19 protein-coding genes and 3 pseudogenes are annotated in these 17,026 nt (G+C 66.5%); 6 read left to right on the top strand and 16 right to left on the bottom strand.

What is annotated here, in order from left to right; genetic code table 11:
* Positions 1 to 22: 22 nt before the first annotated feature.
* Positions 23 to 398: pseudogene (locus SY89_RS15505) on the bottom strand (DUF7558 family protein).
* Positions 398 to 688: a hypothetical protein gene (locus tag SY89_RS00520; RefSeq protein WP_054582707.1), complete on the bottom strand. Its 291-nt coding sequence runs from the start codon at positions 686 to 688 to the stop codon at positions 398 to 400. The pseudogene SY89_RS15505 and the gene SY89_RS00520 overlap by 1 nt, the downstream one beginning before the upstream one ends.
* Positions 689 to 1,114: 426 nt before the next feature.
* Here SY89_RS00520 and SY89_RS00515 point away from each other — a divergent pair, with 426 nt between their 5' ends.
* On the top strand, positions 1,115 to 1,708 hold the full coding sequence (locus SY89_RS00515; RefSeq protein ID WP_054582706.1) for a beta-class carbonic anhydrase: 594 nt from the start codon (positions 1,115 to 1,117) through the stop codon (positions 1,706 to 1,708).
* A gap of 29 nt (positions 1,709 to 1,737) precedes the next feature.
* Here the strand turns inward: SY89_RS00515 and SY89_RS00510 are convergent, their stop codons facing one another.
* The 4 genes from SY89_RS00510 to SY89_RS00495 all read right to left on the bottom strand — a co-directional run bounded on the left by SY89_RS00510 (position 1,738) and on the right by SY89_RS00495 (position 3,875).
* Positions 1,738 to 1,995, bottom strand: coding sequence for a hypothetical protein (locus SY89_RS00510; RefSeq protein ID WP_054582705.1), 258 nt, complete (start codon positions 1,993 to 1,995; stop codon positions 1,738 to 1,740).
* A 117-nt stretch (positions 1,996 to 2,112) separates the two neighbouring features.
* Entirely contained in the window at positions 2,113 to 2,454 is a 342-nt protein-coding gene (locus SY89_RS00505; RefSeq protein WP_054582704.1) for a type II toxin-antitoxin system PemK/MazF family toxin, read from the bottom strand.
* Positions 2,451 to 2,810, bottom strand: coding sequence for a helix-turn-helix transcriptional regulator (locus SY89_RS00500; protein ID WP_054582703.1), 360 nt, complete (start codon positions 2,808 to 2,810; stop codon positions 2,451 to 2,453). Before SY89_RS00500 ends, SY89_RS00505 begins: the two co-directional genes overlap by 4 nt.
* Before the next feature lie 141 nt (positions 2,811 to 2,951).
* Complete coding sequence (locus tag SY89_RS00495) at positions 2,952 to 3,875, bottom strand: transcription initiation factor IIB (protein ID WP_054582702.1); 924 nt, start codon at positions 3,873 to 3,875, stop codon at positions 2,952 to 2,954.
* Between the two features lie 197 nt (positions 3,876 to 4,072).
* On the opposite strand from SY89_RS00495, the gene SY89_RS00490 reads away from it, so the two are divergent.
* Complete coding sequence (locus SY89_RS00490) at positions 4,073 to 6,478, top strand: type IV secretory system conjugative DNA transfer family protein (RefSeq protein WP_054582701.1); 2,406 nt, start codon at positions 4,073 to 4,075, stop codon at positions 6,476 to 6,478.
* Between the two features lie 112 nt (positions 6,479 to 6,590).
* A complete protein-coding gene (locus tag SY89_RS00485; RefSeq protein WP_189319080.1) occupies positions 6,591 to 7,658 on the top strand; it encodes a hypothetical protein in 1,068 nt (355 codons plus the stop codon).
* A 559-nt stretch (positions 7,659 to 8,217) separates the two neighbouring features.
* Here the strand turns inward: SY89_RS00485 and SY89_RS00480 are convergent.
* Complete coding sequence (locus tag SY89_RS00480; protein WP_054582699.1) at positions 8,218 to 8,817, bottom strand: hypothetical protein; 600 nt, start codon at positions 8,815 to 8,817, stop codon at positions 8,218 to 8,220.
* Between the two features lie 314 nt (positions 8,818 to 9,131).
* Between SY89_RS00480 and SY89_RS00475 the strand changes: the two genes are divergently transcribed.
* Together SY89_RS00475 and SY89_RS00470 are read left to right on the top strand one after the other, a co-directional pair.
* The gene (locus SY89_RS00475) at positions 9,132 to 9,521 is read left to right on the top strand and encodes a hypothetical protein (protein WP_189319079.1); all 390 of its coding nucleotides are present in this window, start codon (positions 9,132 to 9,134) and stop codon (positions 9,519 to 9,521) included.
* On the top strand, positions 9,514 to 9,768 hold the full coding sequence (locus SY89_RS00470) for a HalOD1 output domain-containing protein (RefSeq protein ID WP_054582698.1): 255 nt from the start codon (positions 9,514 to 9,516) through the stop codon (positions 9,766 to 9,768). Before SY89_RS00475 ends, SY89_RS00470 begins: the two co-directional genes overlap by 8 nt.
* 42 nt (positions 9,769 to 9,810) lie before the next feature.
* Here the strand turns inward: SY89_RS00470 and SY89_RS00465 are convergent.
* From SY89_RS00465 to SY89_RS00430, 9 genes and pseudogenes are all read right to left on the bottom strand, one after another.
* A pseudogene (locus SY89_RS00465) lies at positions 9,811 to 10,200 on the bottom strand (PH domain-containing protein); the annotation flags it as partial.
* 74 nt (positions 10,201 to 10,274) lie between these two features.
* Positions 10,275 to 10,898 (bottom strand): annotated as a pseudogene (locus SY89_RS00460) (DUF7260 family protein); the annotation flags it as partial.
* The gene (locus tag SY89_RS19770) at positions 10,814 to 11,098 is read right to left on the bottom strand and encodes a DUF7260 family protein (protein ID WP_463467448.1); all 285 of its coding nucleotides are present in this window, start codon (positions 11,096 to 11,098) and stop codon (positions 10,814 to 10,816) included. The pseudogene SY89_RS00460 and the gene SY89_RS19770, both read right to left, overlap by 85 nt.
* A 90-nt stretch (positions 11,099 to 11,188) precedes the next feature.
* Positions 11,189 to 11,413 (bottom strand): DUF7511 domain-containing protein, encoded by a 225-nt coding sequence (locus tag SY89_RS00455; protein ID WP_054582695.1) that lies wholly within the window; start codon positions 11,411 to 11,413, stop codon positions 11,189 to 11,191.
* A gap of 191 nt (positions 11,414 to 11,604) precedes the next feature.
* Entirely contained in the window at positions 11,605 to 12,390 is a 786-nt protein-coding gene (locus SY89_RS00450; protein WP_080506545.1) for a glycerophosphodiester phosphodiesterase, read from the bottom strand.
* Positions 12,384 to 13,124, bottom strand: coding sequence for an ABC transporter ATP-binding protein (locus SY89_RS00445; RefSeq protein WP_080506544.1), 741 nt, complete (start codon positions 13,122 to 13,124; stop codon positions 12,384 to 12,386). The genes SY89_RS00450 and SY89_RS00445 overlap by 7 nt, the downstream gene beginning before the upstream one ends.
* A 3-nt stretch (positions 13,125 to 13,127) precedes the next feature.
* Positions 13,128 to 13,919 carry an ABC transporter permease gene (locus tag SY89_RS00440; RefSeq protein ID WP_144427231.1) on the bottom strand — a complete coding sequence of 264 codons (792 nt, stop codon included), beginning with the start codon at positions 13,917 to 13,919 and terminating at the stop codon, positions 13,128 to 13,130.
* Positions 13,920 to 13,989: 70 nt separating this feature from the next.
* Complete coding sequence (locus SY89_RS00435) at positions 13,990 to 14,931, bottom strand: ABC transporter permease (RefSeq protein WP_080506543.1); 942 nt, start codon at positions 14,929 to 14,931, stop codon at positions 13,990 to 13,992.
* Positions 14,931 to 16,064: an extracellular solute-binding protein gene (locus tag SY89_RS00430; RefSeq protein WP_054582692.1), complete on the bottom strand. Its 1,134-nt coding sequence runs from the start codon at positions 16,062 to 16,064 to the stop codon at positions 14,931 to 14,933. Before SY89_RS00430 ends, SY89_RS00435 begins: the two co-directional genes overlap by 1 nt.
* A gap of 268 nt (positions 16,065 to 16,332) precedes the next feature.
* Here SY89_RS00430 and SY89_RS00425 point away from each other — a divergent pair, with 268 nt between their 5' ends.
* Positions 16,333 to 17,001: an HD domain-containing protein gene (locus tag SY89_RS00425; protein WP_054582691.1), complete on the top strand. Its 669-nt coding sequence runs from the start codon at positions 16,333 to 16,335 to the stop codon at positions 16,999 to 17,001.
* Positions 17,002 to 17,026 lie beyond the last annotated feature (25 nt).

Here is a 17,026-nt window from a genome sequence, read left to right as displayed (position 1 = left end):
GTGAGCCTCACTCGGCCAAGCGTCACTCGGCCACGAGATGCTCCGTGAGGTCGCGCGTCCAGTACGTCGCGAGCCCACCAGGGCTACAGCGAGCACACAGTTGGAGCGGCCCCTCGAGATGCCCCAGTTCGACCCGGAACCGCGTGAGCCGGGCGTGACCGGAGGTCCCGCTGGAAGCCGGCGCGGTGCGCCGGCGACGCCGCGAGCGTGTCGACGACCAGCCCACAGCTGTCACAGGCAACGTGATTGCGCTCGTCGGGATCCGGTTCCGTCTGAATCGCGCAGTCGACGCAGATCGGGTGAGTGACTCGTTCGTCTTGGCCCCAGGTGTGGGCCTCGCCAGTCTCGGCGCCGGGCGGCGCGTCGCAAAACGCACAGCCGACGAGGGTCTGCTGCATCACTCACCCTCCGCGTCGGCGTCGCGGTCGGCCGTCCAGCCATAGTGGAAGACGGCCAGCTGTGTCGTCGAGTCGAACGTGGTTCCGCTCGGCTCGTGAACCAGAACTTGGTCTTCAGGAACCGGAGTGACGACGGCCGCGTCGACGAGGTCGTTGACTAGGCGCTGGGCCGTCGCGTCGTCGATGTCCGCCGTGTCGACGCTGGTGGCGTCGCGGTCCTGGGCGAGCTGTTCTTTCTCGAATCGCTCGTAGTCGCGACTCGTGTCGTCGTGCGGATCGGGACCAGGCATGGTGAGTCACGCAGCGCACGCTGTTGCGCGCTGCACGCCTCCTGGCGTAGATAAACACCCCTGATGGACAGTTCAGTATCTTGTCGGATTGACGAACCACCAGAATACGCTTATGCGGAAAGTGGTGTAGTGGGTAGGGGTGAGAGAGTGAATCAAGCCGAAAGTTAACCAACACAGTGATGGTTCCGACCAGTCCTGTTGGTTAAGACTGGCCGATACGGGACTGGATGCAGCCGCTGATTCCTGTGGCAGGGTCGTCGACGGCCCGAATGGTGGCGCGTCGCTGCCGACTGATGAACGGCCGCCGGTGGCGATTTCGTGGGCTGTCACGCAGTATCGACTGTTCGCCCGCCGTGCAGCGTCATAGCCGGCGGCAAAGCTCCGTACTGTCGCAACGCTCCTGCTGCCACGACCGCTGTCCCGAGTATGGGAGAATCCCACAACCACCACGACCACGTCGACGACACAGTCGCCGAGCGCTCGAACTGGGCCCGGCGTCGCCGCGAAGGTATCCCGACGAACAAGAACCTCCTCGTCATCGCCTGCATGGACGAACGGATCCCCGTGGAGGACGTCCTCGGGCTCGAGCTCGGCGACGCCCAGATCTACCGCAACGCCGGCGGGAAAGTGACTGACGACGTCATCCGCTCGGCGGCGCTGACGACGAACTTCTTCGAGACCGACGAGATCATCGTCATCAACCACACGGACTGTGGGATGATGAGCGCCCCGGATGAGGCCGTTCGGGAGGGACTCGAAGCCCAAGCAGGCGACCTTGAGGATGTCGACCTTGACCCGTCGCTCCCCGAACTCACCATCGGCGACGCCGACCTCCTCGACTGGGTCAAGATGACCGACGACATCGATGAGGCCTGTGCGGCACAGGTCGAGTACCTGCGCCAGTCGGCGCTCATCCCGGACGACACCGCTGTCTCGGGGTACGTGTACGAGGTTGAGTCTGGCGAACTGCGGGAGCCCGGCGACCGCATCGCCGCCGAAATTAGCGAACGGCAGCCGTAGGCCGGTATCGCCTCGCCGATACGGATCCGCTAGGTGTCGTCAGTATCGGCCGCGGCATCAGCGATATCCGCAGCCACGTCCGTAACGTGCTGCTTGTGCGCTGCCGACGTCTGGACGCGCTGGGCCGCCTCGAGCTGATCGTTGACGACCGCGTTCTGCTGGGGCCCCCATTTCTCTGGGGGTTCAGACTCGATATACGCCACCCAACGTTTGATCGCCGCGATGCGCTGCTCGCGGTTGCGGGCGTGTTTCGCGTCCAGATCGTCAGGCACGTTTGAGTCGGGCATACTCGGCGTCGACCTCGAGTCGGTCTACCCACGTTTCGAGCCGAGAGCCACTAAGGCTTTGCTCAAACAGGGTATTCCCAGTTCGTTCCTGGATTTCGTCCACGGTCCCGTAACCGGTCATTCCTCGGCCGAGGGTTCGAGATACGTTCCGAGCGCGTCGACGACGGTCCGGACGAACGACTCCTCGAGACGACCCTGCCGCCGAACGATCGCGGCATGCTTTGGCGACGCGACTGCCCACGGTGAGGCGTAGCTCTGCCTGGGCACCCCGCCCTCAGCCCAGTCGGTGTCGTCGAGAGGAATCCCCTCATCGTGGGGCGTCGTCGTCAGCGTGACCGTCATGTCCTCCGCGTCCCCGAACGGGTGGCTGTCGTTGTTGAGGATCAGCCATGGCCGTGGATTTTCACCGGACTTGAACGGATCGGGCCCCCAAACGACATCACCTCGCTGATAGCTCATTCAGGATCCTCGTCGTCGACGGCGTGTTCCAGCCACTCGTCCATGTCCTCCTCACCGAACCGGTCGTTTGCGGCGCGCGTACTCTCGACGATACTCGCGTAGGCGGCCACTTCGTCACCCTCGCCGAGCGCCCAGTAGTTCCCTTTGTGGCGGATGAGCCCGCGATCTTCGAGCCGTGAGAGGACGACGCTAATGCTCCCGGCGTTCACGTCGGTCGCGTCCCGAATCTCGCTCTGGGTGAACGCCTGATCGGGATGCGCAGCGAGGAACCGCATCACGCGGTCGGCGTTCGTCTCCCCGGAGTGCTGTAGGCGGTCCTCCGAGGAGGATTCGAAAGTCTCGATGTCGATGGGCATGTGTATTCCTTTGTCAGCGAATGTATTAGCTGTATCGACGTATTTCTACACCAGGGAGTCAGCGGAGATCGGGTGAGAAGCCAGAAGAGCTACTCCTGTGCAGCGCTGGCGTTGAGCACCGCCATATGTCTGGTTTGACGGTCACTCCACGACCGAGAGGAGCCGATCGCGATGCGCCCGCACCGTCTCCATCGTCACCTCGGCGGCCGTCGCCGCATCGGCTTGCGTCAACGGTGCGTCGTTGGCACAGGCCGCCATGTACAGGCAGGCAGCCGCGAACCCGGCGGGATGCACACCGGTCGTGATGCCGGCGTCGACGGCCTGCTCAGCCAGCCGTGTCGCATCGTGCTGTACGGCGTCGGTACACCCCAATTCGGACGCCAGCCGTGGCACGAACTGCGGCGGCGCCATCGGCGACGTGGGCAACCCGAGTGCCTCGTTCAGCACTGTGTAGGCGTTCTCGACGCGCGACTGCGCGACCTGGGCGACCGGCGCCACGTCGGCGATGAGCCGCGAGTGTCCGTTACAGCGACAGACCGCGAACACGCTCGCCGCCGCCATCGCCTCGATCGACCGGCCCGGCAGCAGTCCCTCGTTCTGTGCCGTCCGGAACAGCTGACACGCCTGATCCCGGACGGACGCAGGCAGGCCGAGTGCGCTCGCGATCCGCCGGATCTCCGTGAGGCCGTGCCCCAGGTTCCGGTCCTGTGTCGACTGCCACCTGGCGCGGGCGTGCTCGCGGCGCAGTCGGGCGAGGCGGCGACGCTTCTCGGGGTCGAGCTCGCGCCCGGCTGCGTCCTGGCCCGAGCCGATCCGTGTCGAGAGACCGCGATCGTGCCGGGCGGCGGTCAGCGGCGCGCCAGTCCGCCGGTGCTCGCCTTCGTCGTCGACGTGCCACTCCGGGCCGTGATCGATCGCCTGGTCGTCGATGACCAGGCCGCAGTCCTCGCAGACGGTTTCGGCCGTGTTCATCCGCACCTCCCCACCGCACTCGGGACACGGGTTGGTTGTCCCCCACTGGACGGCCTCGTCGAAGCCGCGATCGTAGATGTTGCTCGTGGGCATTGGACTCACCTGCACGAGGTCGCGCCACGTCGGCGCGCCCCGCACCCCTCTCAGGGGGCGAAAAACCGCCGCGTGCTGATCGCCGCTCGTGTCGGCAGCAGTAACTGAATGCGAAATCCGGGAAAGAATATACGTCGAACCAGCCGTAATTAGCTGCCGAATCGGACGACGAGCCCGACGGCCAGCAGGATGGATCCATGGTCCCGGATGAGTTCACCACCGAACGGTCGTATCTCCGCATCCAGCCGAGTGACGACCCGCTTCGCGCCGAGCAGGTGCCACAGGCGATCACCCAGCTGCACCGAACGACGGGCGGGGACGGCGACGACCCGCCGACGTACGAGTGGCTGTTCGCGGCCACCGGCACGGCCGACAGCACAGGCGACCGGCATATCGAGTGGTACGTGGGCTGTGACGGCCCCCTGAATCCTGTCAAACGGACGCTCCGCCAGACACTCCCGGATTCGGTCGACCTCGTCGAGACCGACACGACGTATCGCGAAGCCGTCGATGAGCCGCCGATTTCCGACCCGGATGACGACCCGGGGGAACCTGACTGGGACGTCGCCGCCGTCGAGTGGGAGGGCGTGGGCGACCGCCCCGACGATTGGCAGTGTCCGCTCCCCTCGCTCCCCGCGTTCGCCGTCGACGACACGCCACAGACAGACGGGGCGGCGGCCGGCAACTGGCCGCTCGCGGGCCTGCTCGACGCGCTGGCGACCAGCGATGCACCTGCACTCGTCCAGCTGCTCGTGACGCCGCGGCCGAACTGGCACGCGACCAAACAGGATCGCATCATCGACCTCGAACTCAACAGCGATCTGCGACGCAACGCGCTGCTCCAGTCACTCCTCGGCTCGTCAAGCTCAGCCGACACGGACACGGCGACCAACGCGGCCGACGACGCCACAACGGACGCGTCGATCGCCCCGGCGAACCGGCGCCGGATCGCGGCGCTCGAAACAGTCAACGCCCGCCGATCGTTCACCGTCAACGCCCGGGCGATTGCCCTCGACAGTGACGCCGCCAAGGCGACCCAAACGACCGAGTCGGTGGCGACAGGCTTCGAGGCCATTCGCGGCGACGACTATCGGATCACCCCAACGCAGTACGCGTACGGGGCCGACGCGGCCCGGGACCAGTTCACGGCCCTCTGCCAGCGCAGGACCCACCAGTCGCCGACACGCTACGCCCACCTCGTCCCAGGCACGACGAACGCGAGCCCCGCCATCGTCGCCGATCCGGGCGCCGTTGCGGCGTTCTGTGTCGTGAACGGGCCGGCACTGGGTCCTGCGGCGAGTCGCGCGCTCGAACCGACGCCGACCGACCGCACGGGGATCGAACTCCCGCCGCGGACCGTCCTCGACCGCTATCTCGACCAGCCGGGGATGACGGTCGGCCACCCGAAGACGGCCGATCGAGAGTCGCTCGACGCGACGCTGTCGCTCCCGCCGTCGATCCAAGCCCTCCATACCGCCCTGTTCGGGGCGACCGGCGCCGGGAAAACGGCGGTCGGCCAGACGATGCACCTGACGAACCACGCGGCGACCGAGGGCGCCACCATCTACATCGACGCGAAAGGCGACGACGCCCCCGCCGAGTACGCCCGCACCCACTTCGCCAGGTACGGCGACCTGGACGATGTCTACTACTTCGACTGCACCGAGTACCTGCCCGCACTCCCGTTCCTGACGATCGAGCCACTGCTCGACGCCGGCCTGGACCGGGAGTGGGCCGTCAACACGGTCGCCGAGCACTACATCGACCTGCTGGCGGCGGCGATGGGCCCCGAGCAGTTCTACAGTGCGGAGGCGGCCGTCGAGGTGATCCAGCAGCTCGTCCGCGCGCTGTTCGACCCCGTTCACGGCGCCGACAGCATCAGCCAGCAGGAGCTGCTGGCGGCCGCCGCGCAGTTCCACGAGACTGGCAACCCGCCACCCGTCTCCGACGGCGCGCTCCACCAGAAGCTCGCGAGCACGGCCGCGAACGACCCCACCACGTTCGACAGCATCATGAGCGCCGTCACCCGGCGCATCGGCATCGCCACCAACGACACCCGGCTCGCCCCGCTGTTCGAGGCCCAGCACGGCACGGCGACGTTCGATCTCCGCGCGGCGCTCGATGAGGACTGTGTCATCGTGTTCGACCTGCGGGGTACGGCGACCGCTCGCGGACGTTACTGGGGATCGCGATCCTCTCCCAGCTCTGGCGCGCCCTCCAGCGGCGGCAGGCGCTCGGGACGGCGACCGAGCATCCGCTCGTCAACTGCTACATCGAGGAGGCGGCGGAGCTGGCGGCGACGGGCGTCCTCGACACGCTGCTCTCCCAGGGGCGGGCGTTCGATCTCGCACTTACGCTCGCGATGCAGTTCCCCGAACAGCTCCGGGAGTCCCACCAGCGCGTGTACGCGGAGTTGCTCAACGATGTCGGCACCATCATCACGGGCCCCGTCGGCGTCGATCGCCGGCTGGCCGAGCGCCTGGCGACGAGTGACGCCGACGCGGACGCGGTCGCGGACCGCCTTCGCGACCTCCAGCGCGGGGAGTGGCTCGTCCGCCCCGCGGCCCCGTTCGCCGACCGCCAGCCCCGCCCGTTCACGGTGACGTCGCCGTCGCTGCCCACTGGTCACCCGGGAGTGACAGCCCGCTCACCGGCGCTCGTGAGGAAGCGTTCGAGGCGGCGTTCGACGACGCGAAACGCCGGACTCGGGAGGCGGTGGGCGTCCCCGTGGGGCGTACAGCCAGCGGGAGTGCGGATCCCGCGGCTGCGGAGGGGCCGATCGAGGGGTCGGTCGCCGGGCTCGCGGCGGCGACGGCCACGATCCCGCACACGGAGCGGTTCCCCGACTGCCTCTCCTACATCGACGAGCCGCCGTACCCACTCGTCTGTGACACGTGTGAGACCCGCTACGCCGCGACGCCCGAGGGGATGCGGCGGGCGATCGCGTGCCACCACTCGCTTGACGCCGTTGATCGAGCGGCCATCCCCATCTGCTCGCTCGATCTCCAGCTTACGAGCGGGGAGCGCGCCGCCAGCCCGTACAGTGACGCGCAACTGCGCCTGCTCGCGGCCGTCTACATGGCCCACCAGCAGCGGTTCGACCACCAACTGGAGTACGACATCGTCTGGGACTCCATGACCAACCTGGAGGCGTACGTCGGGATCGACACGGACGAGGTGCAGGAGCTGCTTGACGATGGGCTCTTGCGCGTGGATTGTCGCCGCCCGCACAAGCTGTACACGGTGACGCCTGACGGCCGGGACGCGATCGGCGTCGGCCATCGGGAGGGGATTGCCTACGGCGACGGGACGGGCGATCTCTCGGAATCGAGTCTGCATGTCGCGATGGTCGCCGTCGGCGCCCGACTGCTCGCGGAGGAGTTCGTCGACCCTGACGACCAGCCGGGCACGCGTGTCGAACGCTACTACGGCGTCGATGACGGCCGGCTGGACGCGGCGGTACTCGATCCGGACGATGCCGTCGTGGCGGCGCTCGAGGCCGAACGCATCAACAACGACCGCCGGGAAGCGATTCCCGCGGACTTCGACAAGATGGCGGCGTGTGACCCCGAGGCTGCGTGGTGGCTGGTCAAGACCCGTGGGGACGGGCATCAAGTGTTGCGAGCACTCAACGATCCGCCTGATGGAGAGTCCCGAGTCTCGCGAACGTACAGTGAGAACATGGCGCCCAGGGAGTACCGGCTCGAGACGCCCGGGCTGACGGCGGTGTACACGTTCGAGTACGCCCGAGATACGCTCCTTGATTCGGAGCAGCCGAGGTAGACTGCCCGTTTGGTGGGGATCGGTACCGATTTCGGAACTACAGAGGCTGTATCGTCCGCAAGAACAGCGTCGCCGGCGTTTCGAGTCGTTGAGCGAGTGGCGTCGCCGACGGTGCTGGACGGATCTGTGTGTCCACGCGACGCCGTCTCGGTGCGGAGTGGCTGGCCTTTCTCAACGGAGTGCCCAGCGATCGAGGTGTCGCGGTTGGCGTCGACAAACTGCCTGCAGGCGTCGGTGTGTAGTGAGGCGCCGGTGTGTAGCCACAGCGTGGGCGTGCCCATCTCGCGAGTAGGACTGGGTGTCTTGGGCGGCGTCGACGCCCCGACCAAGGCGGGCAGGTTCAGAACGTGCTCCTCGCGCCTGATGCGACGGTTTGCGGGCCCGGGTTGGACCGCTGTCCCGCTACAGTGTGGTCGATCGAGGGAGTGGTGCTCCGCTCTGCATCGACGTCACTATTGGGCCACGCGATTGGGGCTGCTGGCGGCCCGACTACAACACGGCATGGTTGCCCACTGCTGCGTGACTGCCCCTTGCTTCATCGACGGCACCGGGGGACTGCCTACACGCGCTTGCTCACGCCTGTTTCCGGACTGTAGACGCTCTGTAGTACTGGCGACGCGGGGCCCTCGTTGGGCGATGCAGAATCAGTCAGCGAGCTCCGCGTCCCACACTGCCACGAGGATCGAGAGGTCTGTCCCACGGCGACGAGCGTGATCGCGGTGAGGACCAGCGAACTGCCGCCGATCAAGAACACGAACGCCCCGAGGGCGGCGAGTCCCATCGCCAGGGTGTACCGTCGGTCAAGGCCGTCGGCGCCGCCCACACGATGCGCGATCGGTACGAGGGCGAGCGCCGGGAGCAGCATCCAGCCGAACACGGCAAGTCGAAAACCGAGTGGCTTCCCCGTCGCGACCCCGTATGCTCCCGCGAGCGTGACGGGAATCCCGGCGACGATGACGGCGAGCCACACCCGTAAGACTGGGTCAGTGCGCATCTCCCGCCACGAGAGGCCGGCGAAGGCGATCAGGAGCGTGGTCATTACGACGTGGCCGACGAAGACGGTGTGTGCCGTGAGCAGTTCCGTGTGGGTAGCGGCGGCGAACCCCCACGCCAGCGGCACGAGCGCTGCGGGCGCGGTCGCACGGAGCCGACGGAGCATACTCCCAAGTGCGACCTGGCTGGCAAAACCGGTCGGTGGGTGACTCTCGGAGAGTTCTCTGTCGATAAATCGCACAATCACTCTCCAGTAGTAGAAACCGTGGCTTCGATATCGAGAGTCAACGCCGCCACATCAATTGACCGTCCTCGTCAACCGGAGTGATAGGCTGGTCCGATTTCTGCGGCAGGAATTTGGAGAGCACCGCGCTAGTAGCAGTGTTCGGCAGTTCGCGGCACCATCTTCAGGTGGCGTCCAATAGAGATCACGGGTCGCACCCTACAAAAAGTCAAGTAGCCAAAGCTGATACGGACTGTATGCCGATCGATCCGTCTGAAGAACAGAACTGGGCGGAACGGTGGGATGAGCTGTACGAGGCGCTATCGGCCGAGCCGCGTCGGATGATCATCTCCTCGTTGTTGGACGAACCTCGCGGACGACGACTGCCGTTACCGGACGCTGCCGAATCCCCCAACCAACCGATGGACGTCGAGACCCTGAGCACCCTCTTGCGCCATCACCATCTCCCGATGCTCGCGAGGGCGGGGTACGTTCGCTGGGACGATGACCCGTTCGTCGTCCAGCGTGGCCCTCGGTTCGAGGAGCCCGCATTCATCATCGAGCTAGTGACTGACTCCATCGACGACCTCCCGACGCCCCTGATCAACAACTGCAAGATCTTCAAGGACCAGGTGACAGATGACTGATCCCGATATCGTCACCGAGATCGTCGAGGCCGTGGCCGCCGCCGATGGCGTCGATCCCACCGAACTCGACCCGCTGTACGAGTACATCAACCCGGAGGCGTTGGTTATCTTGGCTAAACAGGAGCGTAGGGAATGGAGCCTCACGTTCCAGTTCTCCGACCACCAAGTCACGGTCTCCCACGATTCACGGATTCTGGTCGATGGGGTTGCGTACTCCCCTGATGTCTCGAACAGTTTTGACGCATGAGCTACTCGAGAAGCAGACACATCGACCGTATCGAACCCTGCTTCAGCCGTCGAACTCCCCCTCGAGGAGCTCCCGAATGCGGCGCAGTTCGCTCAACTCTTCGCCGCCCAGCGTCGACGATCGGTTGACCACGGCCCGTTCGTCGTCGAGCGTTTCGTCGTCACCCTCGGTAGCAGCCGGGCGACGCCGTCGCAGTTTCGCCAACACCTGACCTTTGGTCTCGTCGTAGTCGCTGACGCTGGTTAGTGTCAGTTCGGCTCCCGTCTGCCCAGCGTAGCCTGCCGTGTGAATACCGACGGAGCCAGCGTCGACCAGTCGTTGGATCGGGCCCTGCGCAGCGTCGACGTTGGTGATTCGGTTGTACGGCACGGTCGTCTTCTGCTGGAAGAACACGCCGCGTCGGCACTCGATCTCGGCGTCAGTGAGTTGGTAGGCGACCGTCCGGTGAACCGCTCGGGGTCAAGCCCCGAGGCACTCGGCCTGCTCCGCCTGTAGAACCGCGACGTTCAGTACTCCGCCATCGCCCGCTCGTACGCCGTCTGGAGCGTCGCCGCCCGCTGAGCGAGCTCGGCACAGGCTGCCAGTACCGGGTACGCCGAATCCTGTGCCTCGTAGAAGTACGCACAGACGTCCGGAGCGTCGACGGGGCGGTCGTGACGCGACCGCCACTCGTTGATCGCTGACTGCCTGTCCGCTGCCGCCGATTCACAGCGCTCTTCGAGGCGCGATAGCCGGTTCCAGTCAGCCTCGAGGCTGCCGAAGGAGTCGCTTTCAGAATCGGGCGACCCGATACTGTTGAGTTCCGCTGCGACGGGGAGCAGTGTGCTAGCGGCGGCGTCGACGGACTCCCGCTCGTGCGCACACGTTTCGATCAGGTGCTCCCGCTCACGAATCGCCCGATTGATCGCGGCAGTCAACGGCGCCTTCGCGGCGGGCCCGAAGCAGTTGGGGTCGGTCAGCGCCGTCGCGACCGCCGGGCCGAACTCCGCCGCCAGGCTCTCTCGGTAGTCGTCGCCGTACTCGTCGTCGTAGAACGACACTGCCATCACCGTCTCCTCGTAGGCGCGCCGGATCGACGCGATCGGGGCGTCCCGCTCGGAGCCAGTGTGCCCGTTCGAGACCACCGTCCCCCGTGGGTCGCTCCCGCGCCACCGGCGAGCGGGGACCCCGAGCCGGGGTCGGAGAAATCAACGGTCGAAACGCGATCCGCGAACGTTTCGAACGCTCGGCGTTCGGCCGCGGTTCGGCGCCGTTCTGTCCTGAGGCTTCCCCGGAGCGCGGCGAACCGCTGCGCAAGCCGCTCCCGGTCGAGGCTGGTGGGCTCGCACATTTCGTTCGGGCTGTCGAAGTGGAGCGACTTGAACGAATATATGAGGGGTACAGCCTCCCACGGACCAGGCGTTACCGCTATATAGCGCTCTCAGCGACAGTTCGAGAGCTCGCGAACGACGCCCGCGTCGATAGTGAGCCACGTCTCCATTCGGTCGATGTCGGCCGCGTCAGCCGGGTACAATGTGGCCTGGTCGGGCTCGGCGACGCCACCGACGAACTGTAACCGCAAGACGGGAGCCGGCGGGGTGAGGAACCGTCGACCGTCGGTGGCCGTGTCGGAACGATCGCCGCCGTTAGCCGTTGGGAGGGTCATCTGTCTCGGTAGCGCCTTCGACAGGAACCGGCTTAGTCGCTGCTAGTTTTCGTCCGTAGCTCTGAGAGCAGTATATAGCGCTCCGAACCGGCACACGAACGAGGTAGCGGCTAGCACTGGTGTGGATTCGCGGCGCCGCCGTCAAACCGTCGACAGCAGCGCTGCCGACACGCAGTCGTCGAGTGGTCGCGTCACGGCCCATCGGTCCGATCCAGCACTGTCTCGAGGAGGTACGGGTAATCGGCGATGACGCCGTCGGCGCCGTGCTGGACGGCGTCGCGGGCGTCCTGCCACCGCCGTGCGGTCCACGCGTTCACGGTGTACGCCGATAGCGACTCGCAGTCCGCGGTTCGGAGGCCGTCGATCGACGGATGAACGATCGCCGTCTCGAGCCTGTCGGCCATCTTGATCGCGGTGTCGAGATCCCACGCGATCGGCGCGATCAGGGCGCTGGGGGCGGATGACCGGACGGTGGCGAGCGCGGACTCCGAGAACGACGAGAAGAGAACCTTCGCTGGGTGCCGATCGAGCGCGTCCAGCACCTGCTGAACGAGGGGCTCCCACAGGTCGCGGTACGGCGTGGCGTCGGGATCCCCCTCGGAACTCCCGGGACGTGGGTGTTTGAGTTCGACGTTCACTCCGACGCCGTCCGGAACGGCGTCGACGAACGACGCGAACGTCGGGATCTGCTGTGCCGTGTCGAGGACGTGCGCACTCGTCACCGTCTCGGTCGATCGCTCGTCGACGGCGCCGGTCGCATCCGTGATCCCGCGACTCGATCCGTGCCCGTCAAGGCGACGGTCGTGAAACACGACCGGCGTCCCATCGGCGGTCGGGACCACGTCGCACTCGACTATATCGGCGCCCAACCGCCCGGCGCGGCGTGCCGCTGTGAGCGTGTTCTCCGGGGCCACCCCAGCGAAGCCCCGGTGGGCGACCACTGTCACGTCGCGGGAGGGGTGCTTCGAGGCTACCACTGGACGAAGGGCAACTCGGGCGCGTCCAGTGACACGAACTCCGACACGAACTCGGTTGCCGGGGACTCGTACACCTCCCGCGGCGTCCCGACCTGCTCCAGCCGGCCGTCGTTCATCACGGCGATGCGGTCACACATCAGCATCGCCTCCTCCTGATCGTGGGTGACGTAGAGCCCGGTCACGTCGAGCGCCGACAGGAGTTCGCCCACCTCGTCGCGGAGCCGGGCTTTCAGCTTCGCGTCCAGGCCGGTCATCGGCTCGTCGAGGAGGAGCACGCTCGGTTCGATGGCGAGCGCCCGGGCGAGGCCGACGCGCTGCTGTTGGCCGCCCGAGAGCGTCGTCGGATCCCGAGCAGCCATCCCGCCGATGCCGAGCATCTCCAACAGCTCGTCGGCGCGGTCCCGGCGCTCAGCCGTCCCGACCCCGCGCATCTTCAGGCCGAACGCGACGTTCTCGCGGACGGTCATGTTGTCGAAGAGGGCGTACTCCTGGAACACGAGGCCGACGTTGCGGTTCTCGGGCGGGACGTTCGTCACGTCCCGGTCGTCGAACGCCACCGTGCCGGCGTTCGGCGTCTCGAAGCCCGCGACGGCTCGCAGCGTGGTCGTCTTCCCACAGCCCGAGGGGCCGAGGACGCCGACTATCTCGCCGTCGTCGACGGTGAGTGAGACGCCGTCGACGGCGGTCGTTTCGCCGTACCGTTTCCGGATCGAGTCGATGGTGACGCGTGCCATGAGTTAGCCTCTGGTGTCGAACCCGCGGGAGCCGACCTGCTGGAGCAGGACGGTGATGGCGACGATGATGCAGAAGAACATCGACACCGCCGCCGCGGCCTTGGTGAACGAGCTGTTCGAGATGTGCCGCTGGAGGAACAGTGCGAGGGGCTGGGTCCCTTTCGCCCACACGATGTAGGAGAAGTTGAACTCCGCGGCGGCGAGCGTCCAGCAGATGATGGCCCCGGAGACGATCCCCGAGCGCGCGTTCGGGACGATCACGGTGAGGAACGTGCGGGGCCACGACGCCCCGAGCGAGCGCGCCGACTCCTCCAAGCGCCGGAGTGGCATCGACTCGAACTCGCTTCGGACGGCCATCACCATGAACGGCGCCTTCAGCAGGGAGTAGCCAACGATCAGCCCGAAGCTCGTCCCCGAGAGGTTCGGGTAGGCCCGGAGGAACGCGACGCCGAGGATGACGCCGGGGACGAGCGGGAGGACCGAGATGGCGTTCACCCACTCGTCGCCGCGGAACTCGTAGCGTGCGACCGCGTAGGCGATCGGGACGCCGACGAGCAGGTTGATGAACACGCCCCCGAGGGCGAGACCGACGCTGAACAGCAGTTCCGAGGGGACGGCCACGGTGACCCCACCGAGCGAGAACAGCGTGTCCCAGCCCATGCTGCGCTGGGAGCCGATCGATGCTGCCAGCCCGAGCACCTCGCGCCAGTTCTGCAGCGTCACGAACCCCGAGGGGACGACGCCGCTCCACTCGCTGGCGAAGGAGCCGACGAACGTGAGCACGACCGGGACCATGAGGAAGGCGACGACCACCAGCAGCGTCGCCGTCACCAGGCCGCGACCGATCCGCCGGGAGGGGCGGCGCTCACAGCCCCACCTCCGCGTCGGTATACCGAAGCCCCAGCGCCGTGAACGCGAACGTGAACAGGAAGTACACCGTCGCCATCGCGCCGGCGACTTGGATGTCGTAGCCGGTCGACAGCTCTCGAGAGATCTGGAGCGTCCAGACGACCACCGTCTGGATCACGATGAGCGTCCCGAAGATCGCGAGCCCGGTTCGGAACGTGAGGATGAGCGCGCCCGTGATCCCCGGCCTGATCTGTGGGAGCGTCACGTGCCGGAACGTCTGCCACGGCGTCGCGCCGAGCGACTGGGCGGCCTCCTCGGCGGCGTGGTCGACCTCGGCGTAGGTGCCACGGAGGATCAGCGTCGCCCGCGGGATCATCGAGTAGCAGAACGCGACGAACAACCCCGGCGCGCTGACCGCGATCGCGAGGTCGATCGGCTCGCGGCCGGTGAGGACGGCGACGACGTTCGTCACCAGCCCGTTGTTGCCGAGCAACACGAGGATCATGAACGCGGCGACGATCCCGGGGAGGCTGATCGGGAAGGAGACGAGCGTCACGAGCACGTCCTCGCCGGGCAGGTCGTACTTCTCGAGCGCGTGAGCGATCGGGATGGCCAGCCCGACCGACGCCAGCGTCGTCCCGCCGGCCAGCCAGATGGAGTTGAACGCCACCGTCCGGTAGTACGGGTCGGTCACGAGCGTCTCGTAGGCCTGCAGCGAGAATCCTACCGAGCGGTACTGCTCGGCGGAGACGCTGATGCGGAAAACTTCCGCCAGCGGGTAGGCGCCGGCGATCGCCAGCAGGGCGGTGAAGGGCGCACACAGCGCCACGATCCGTCGACGCTCCCGGTCACGCTCGGTCGTGGGGTCGAGGATCGCGTCGACCAGCCCGCCCAGCGCGTCGACGCTCGCCTGGAGCCGCGAGCCGGTGCCGTCCGGGTGATCGCCGGGCGTCGCCATCAGATGTTCGCGCCGCGGGTGATCTCCTCGATGATCGCGTCCTGTTGGTCGACGAGTTGGTTGTAGTCGACCTGGAACTCGGTCCGATCGTACTCCGCGCTGTCGATGAACTCGTCCGGGAGCTCCATCTCCGCGGAGCGGATCGGCCGGACGTACGCGTCGAGGAAGTGCTGCTGGCCCTCAAGCGAGAGGACGTAGTCCATGAACAGCTTGCCGGCCTCGGGGTTCGGCGCGTCCTCGAGCAGCGCGTAGCCGTACGGCATGTTGAGCGCGCCCTGGTTGCCGTTCTCGCCGCCCAGCAGGGCGACGCCGACGTTCTCCTCGGCGATCTCGTCGTTGTTGTACTTCAGGTCGAGCCCGGAGTAGTCGTACCGGATGAACGTCGAGTACTCGCCGCTGGAGAACTGTGCGAGGAAGTTGTCGGTGAACTCGGCGCCGCCGTCCTGGATCTCTTTGTAGTAGTCGATGACCGGCTGGAGGTCGTCCATCGAGCCGCCGCGGGCGTTGTTGACCGAGAGCGCGGCGGCGAGACCGACCGCGGCCTGCGGGGTCTGGAGCGCGAGGTCCTGCGTGATCTCGGGGTTGAGCAGGTCCTCCCACGTCTCGGGAGCGTCGAGGCCACGCTCTTCGTAGATGTCCTTCCGGTAGGTGACGGCGGTCGTGACGCGGCGGGTGGCGGTGACGTGGCCGTCGTCGGTTTTCAGCGAGTCGGGGACCTTGTCCCAGCCCTTGGGCTTGTACGCCTGCGTGAAGCCGTCGTTGCGGGCGACGATCCCGTAGGTGTAGCCGCCGTTGTAGCCGGAGTGGGTCATGTCGCCCGAGTGCGAGCGCATGTGCTGGAGCGCCTCCCCGGAGGACCGGTCGTCGTCGTGGACGGCGGGACCGTACTCGGACTCGTAGTTCTCCATGACCGTCGGCCAGTTCATCCACCCCGACTGCACACAGTAGAAGTAGAGCATGTCGGGGAACGCTGAGGCGTTGATTTCGGTCTCGAAATCGCCGTGTCCGACCGTGTACGTCTCACCGTCCCCCGACCCGTTCGACCCAACGGACCCGAGGGAACTGCAGCCGGCCAGCCCGGCGAGGAGCGCTGCGGACGAGGCACCGATGTACGACCGTCGACTGAGGGGCATCGGTTGATCTGTCCGACAGGAATAGTAAACCGCTTGCTATGAGTGGTATCAAGCGTCTCAGAACTCCACGGGCGACTCGATGTGTGTATTGTTGGCAGGGTAATCGCTCACTCCGGGAGTCGTGGAACAGAGGCGTCGGGCGACTCGCGGGGACAATTCCTGCAGGCATTCGCCGTCTCTGACCTCCGGACCTGAATAGGCGTCAGAACCGCCCAACTGGTCTCCTCCGTCAGAATAATTAAGCGGGTCACGACGCGTTCCCGTAGTAATGGCCCCCCGACTCGGCTCTCTTGCCCGGGAACTCTCACGCCCGTACTACGAGGACGCCTTCCCCGCACACGACATTTTCCACGCAAAACGAGTGCGTGATGTCTCGCTCCAGCTTGCCGACCAGCATCCCGACAGTGTCGACCGAGAGGTGTTGGCTGCGGCAGCGTGGTTTCACGATATCGGCCGACCCCTCGAACGGATCGGGGAGATCGATGACCACGACGACTGGGCGGCCAACGAAGTCACGACGCTCCTTGCCGGAGAAGCGGTTTCGACGACCCGAACCACCGCCATCGAGCACTGCCTCCGAGCACACAGTATCCGGGCAAGCTCCCCGGAGCCGGAGACCCTTGAGGCCAAGTTACTCTTCGACGCCGACAAGCTCGATGCGACTGGCGCCGTCGGACTCGTTCGACTCGCCTGCATCGTCGGTGAGCGCTCCGGGCGGACCGGCGAGCAGTACGCGATAATCGACGACGCATCCACACTCAACGCCGACCACGCAGAACTGCCGGACATCGACATCGTGCGCGAGTGGGCGCGTGACCGGCTGGATGCGTTATACACTGACCCAGGCCGACGCCTCGGGGAGTCCCGCTGGGCGTTCATGGAGGAGTTCCTCTCGCAGTTCGCTCTCGAGACGAACAGGACTCCAGAAAGTGGCTGAACTCGACGGCCAAAGACCACCCGTG

The sequence above is a fragment of the Halolamina pelagica genome (genome assembly GCF_001307315.1).
Taxonomy (GTDB): domain Archaea; phylum Halobacteriota; class Halobacteria; order Halobacteriales; family Haloferacaceae; genus Halolamina; species Halolamina pelagica_B.
The sequence above is the reverse complement of the archived record's forward strand: the minus strand, read 5'-3'. Positions and strand labels throughout refer to the sequence as shown.